Source organism: Chitinophaga sp. (genome assembly GCF_035564935.1).
Taxonomy (GTDB): domain Bacteria; phylum Bacteroidota; class Bacteroidia; order Chitinophagales; family Chitinophagaceae; genus Chitinophaga.
The window spans coordinates 1-4,841 of sequence record NZ_DATMTE010000593.1; the positions used below are offsets into that span (position 1 = coordinate 1).

At 48.8% G+C, this 4,841-nt stretch carries 3 protein-coding genes; 2 read left to right on the plus strand and 1 reads right to left on the minus strand.

Annotation, left to right across the window (positions count from 1 at the left end; translation table 11 throughout):
* Positions 1 to 247 precede the first annotated feature (247 nt).
* Positions 248 to 967, plus strand: a complete 720-nt coding sequence (locus VN105_RS15035) for a hypothetical protein (RefSeq protein ID WP_325642287.1) — start codon at positions 248 to 250, stop codon at positions 965 to 967.
* A 354-nt stretch (positions 968 to 1,321) separates the two neighbouring features.
* Here the strand turns inward: VN105_RS15035 and VN105_RS15040 are convergent, their stop codons facing one another.
* Entirely contained in the window at positions 1,322 to 2,275 is a 954-nt protein-coding gene (locus VN105_RS15040; protein WP_325642289.1) for a nitrilase-related carbon-nitrogen hydrolase, read from the minus strand.
* A 119-nt stretch (positions 2,276 to 2,394) separates the two neighbouring features.
* On the opposite strand from VN105_RS15040, the gene VN105_RS15045 reads away from it, so the two are divergent.
* The gene (locus tag VN105_RS15045; protein WP_325642291.1) at positions 2,395 to 4,629 is read left to right on the plus strand and encodes a helix-turn-helix domain-containing protein; all 2,235 of its coding nucleotides are present in this window, start codon (positions 2,395 to 2,397) and stop codon (positions 4,627 to 4,629) included.
* Positions 4,630 to 4,841: the final 212 nt, after the last annotated feature.

Consider the following 4,841-nt stretch of genomic DNA (forward strand, 5'->3'; position numbering starts at 1 on the left):
TGTTAACGTAAGACTGGCATAATTTATTTTATAATAGTTCGTTATAAACCGCGCTGGCTTTGCCAGGGCGGTTTTTTTATGCATTCATTTCCGGGTACTTCCCGGTGTGCGGGGCCTGCGGAAATTGTGGTAACAGTGTAAAGTCCCAAAATGAACAGCCCTTGTTTGTTCATTTTATTCAATTGCCTTCGGTTGTCTCCCAACCCTGTCCCTTTTCGTATTTTTATAGAAACAGATGTGATGCTATATGGCAAAACAAACAGGGATCGTTCTTTTTACCGGTAAACTGGAAAACCAGGTGGGATACCGGAGGAACGGGAAATACTTTATCCGCGCTATGCCGCAAAAGGTGCAGCAAACGCTTGCTACGCGGCAGTCGGCCCGGGAGTTCGGGATCGCCAGCCGCCACGCAAAGCTGATCCGGCAGTCCGTTGGTCCGCTATTGGATATGACACCGGATAACACCTTCGTAAACCGCCTGAACAAAGCGTTGATCGGGGCCGGGAAATCCCGCCTGCAGGACATCCGTGGCTTCCGGTTCAATAAGCATACGGCTGTGTCGCAGTTTTTCTGCGAACAACCGGTGTCAATGCCCAGCGGAATATGGCACATTCCCGCCCAGAAGCTGCCTCCCCGGGGAAACGCCACCCACCTCCACATCACTGCTATAGCTGTGCGCATCAGCTTTATACAACAGCGCATACTCGGCAGTCTTGCCCGAACTGTTACTATCGATTTGAATGAGCCCTTCAAAGGTGCCGAACTGGCTATAAACCTTCCTGGCAGCGGAACATTGCTACACATATTACAGGTAATTACTTCCCTTAACCAGTCCACCCTGGCCAGCCGCCGCCATAACGCCGCCGATATCATGCTGGTAATTCCTGCGATATCCAGACCGGGGAAATCCGCCGGAACCCTTACTGGTACAGCATTAGCTGATCAAGTCCACCTCCCCTCCGCATAAGCTCCACATGCCCTGCACGATGTATAGATGCGCTAAGTAATCCCCACACTATTTCTATTGCTGCGCTATCTATCTGCCAGCCTGTTATCTTCCCGGAACAGTTTGCTATTGCCACATCATATATCTTCCCGGTCCAGCATCTCCCTAAAACAAAAAACCGCTCCACAAGGGAACGGTTCTTTTATACAAAAAGCTAAAAAACGGGTTATTTTAAAGCTTTGTAAAACGGTGTCAGGGGCACAAAGATAACCACTCAGCCGGATTTAATGGTTTTATTTACAAGGAAACCCTCAAAACACACGGCCATCCCCGCTTTTTTATTTGTATTAAAATTTTATTTAAATTATCAAGCCCTTAACCTTTCTCCTGCAGCCACACCACCTTTTGTACCGGCGTATGCGCCGCGGCAATCACTTCTCCGTATAAATCAGGGCGGCGTGCCAACCGGTACCGGTATCCGCCGGCTTCGGTGAGCTTATTACGTGTAAGCGTTGCCGTTACTACGTCGTTATCCAGTTTCCTGCACTCTGCTATCACATCGCCAAAAGGATCAATGATCATGGAACAGCCGTTTTTCAGCTGGTCATCATCCATACCTATAGGATTGGAGAAAACGGCGTATATGGCATTATCGTACGCACGGGCCGGCAGCCATTTCATCAGCCAGGAGCGCCCTTTCATACCGTCAAATTCCAGTCGCAGTGAAGTAGGGTCTTCCCGTCGCTTTTCCCACAGCGCCGGGTCCACGAAACCTGCGCCAGGCCGGGTAGATGGCGTACACATGGTTACATGTGGCATAAAAATGACCTCTGCGCCCAGCAGGGCCGTAGCCCGTACATTCTCTGTAATATTATTATCGTAACAGATCAGTATACTGCATTTCCATCCCTTCAGATCAAAAATTACATACTCATTTCCCGGTTGCAGATGCGGGTTGATAAAGGGGTGCAGTTTCCTGTACTTAGCCACCAGCCCGTTTTTATCTACACATACATACGCCTTGAATAAATTGTTGCCGGCGTCTTTCTCAAATAATCCCGCCAGTACGGCAATATTATTTTCGGCGGCAATATCCTGCAATGCCTTGATAGACGGCCCTTCGGGGATGACCTCGGCAAGTTCCAGCAGTTGCTCCCGCGATAAGTTCCTGGCAAAAGTATAACCAGTCACAGAACACTCGTGGAACGCTACGGCATCTGCTCCATCTGCAGCAGCCTGCCGCGATAATTCCCGGATTATACCCAGGTTATATGCTTTGTCGTTGCTCCTGTTTTCAAATTGCGCAGTAGCAATTTTAAGATCGTTCATATGAATAAATTTTTTTGTCGGCGGAAAGAAAAACGAAGATAAGGCATTTCATTACATGCAATATCCCCGCGGTTTTCGCCACATTTTCTGTATATTCGCTCTTTCAATTTAATAACAAGATGCCCCAACCGGATAATACAAATACCATCTTTCACCTGGCGGCAGATTTCATAAACCATACACACCGCCATATCTTCCTTACCGGCAAGGCCGGTACAGGGAAAACTACGTTCCTGAAATATATCAAAGAACATACGCGTAAAAACACGGTAGTAGTAGCGCCCACGGGAGTGGCTGCCATCAACGCCGGTGGTGTTACCATGCACTCTTTTTTCCAGCTGCCCTTCGGACCTTTTATCCCGGGCACTAAAAGAGGATTTGGAACGGATGAAATCAGCAGTACAGATAAACACGGCCTGTTCCGCAATATTCGTTTTACCAACGATAAAAAAGTATTGCTGCAGGAAATGGAATTACTGATCATCGATGAGGTAAGTATGGTGCGCTGCGATATGCTGGATGCCATTGATGTGATCCTCCGCCATTTCCGCAATAAACCACTGCTGCCTTTTGGCGGTGTACAGGTATTGTTTATCGGGGATCTTTACCAGCTCCCGCCGGTAGTACCCGATGCGGAATGGCGCATGCTTTCTGAATATTACAACAGTACCTTTTTCTTTGCTGCTAAAGTAATAGAACAGGCGCCGCCACTGTATATTGAACTGAAGAAAATTTACCGGCAGAATGAACAGCACTTTATTGAAGTGCTGAACAGGATCCGTAATAATGAAGTACTGCATGATGACCTGCAGTTGCTGAACGAACATTATCAGCCGAATTTTACGGGAGAAGATGAAGAGTACATTGTACTCACCACCCATAACCGGAAGGCAGATGAGATCAATGCCCGGCGCCTGGCGGATATGCCCGGGAAAGTACATCGCTTCGAAGGAAAAATAGAAGGCGATTTCAGCGATAAGGCATTACCCACTGAATTACTGCTGCAATTAAAAGTAGGCGCCCAGGTGATGTTCCTCAAAAACGACCTGGCGCAACCCCGCCGTTATTATAACGGGAAAATTGCTACCGTAAAGGAAATCAACGATGAAGAAATCATGCTGGTGCTGGCAGGCTCCCATGAGGAACTGAAACTGGGTAAGGAAACCTGGCGAAATATCCGCTACTCCTACAACCAGGACGAAAACAGCATTGAAGAGGAAGAAATAGGCAGCTTCACACAGTTTCCTATCCGCCTGGCATGGGCTATTACCATCCACAAAAGCCAGGGACTTACCTTTGAACGCGCCATTATAGACGCCGGGTATGCCTTTGCACCCGGACAGGTATACGTGGCGCTCAGCCGCTGTACCTCGCTCGATGGACTGGTACTGCATTCCCGCATCGGGCACGGCAGTATCCGCACAGACCGGCAGGTGATTCAATTCGCTGAAAAAGAGAACGAAGCCAATGAACTGGTGGTACTCCTGGAAATGGAAAAGAAGAAATTCCAGGCCACGTCCCTGCTGCAGCAATTCGACTGGTACCGTATGCAGGCTACCATCCGCAGCCACGCCGTTTGGATCCAGGATAAAAAGCTGCCCGACTTCGACGCTGCTATTAAGTTGAGCCGCAGCCTCTCGGCCAAAGCAGAGCAGCAGCACGAAGTAGCCGCAAGGTTTGTAACCCAGCTGCATCAGCTGCTGGACACCGCGGTGCAAACCGGCGAAATGGAACAGCTGCAGCAAAGGGTGAACAAAGCCATAGGCTACTTTACCCAAAGCATTTACGAAGATCTCATCCAGCCTTTGCAGGCGCACATCTCCGACATCAAAAAAGCCAAGTCAAAAAAATACCTCCTTCAGCTCATGGCGCTGGAAGCCGATTGCTGGAATAAACTGCGCCATGTATGGGAAATAGCTTATGCCGACCTTGATTTTACCGCCGGCCTGAAAGACTACACCAAGCTAAGGGAGGCAGATGCCGCCGCCACTCCGGTTCCCGCCGGTAAGGAAAAAGCCGCCAAAGGCAAAGTGGAAAAGGGGAGCAGCCGTCGCGGTACCCTGGAGTTATACCTCGCAGGCAAATCCGTTGCTGATATTGCTGCCGCGCGGCAGCTGGCCATGAGCACCATTGAAAGCCACCTGGCGCAATGTGTGGAAGCCGGCGAAATGGATATCAACCGCTTTGTAAAGGAAGGCACCATGCGCCTCATCCTTAAACACATCGGTGAACTGGGCGCTACTGCTGCCGGCCCTATAAAGGAAAGAGTGGGCGACGCCGCCACCTTCGCGGAAATCCGCGTAGTACAATGGTATCTCAAAAAGAAACAGGAAGAACAGATCATGAATGGTTAAGCGCCTTCGGCGCTGCGCGGATTTTGTCTGACTCAGGATTTTGATGATTTCGCTGATTACCCTGATTTGATTACTTTGGATTTAAAATGATTTTGAGAGATAAAAGCGGATACTTTCGCCCCCATCTTCCCAAATCCTTTTAAAATCATTTATAAAATCACAAAAACAAAATCAGTGAAATCATTTTAATCAGTTTAATCCTGAGTCAGACA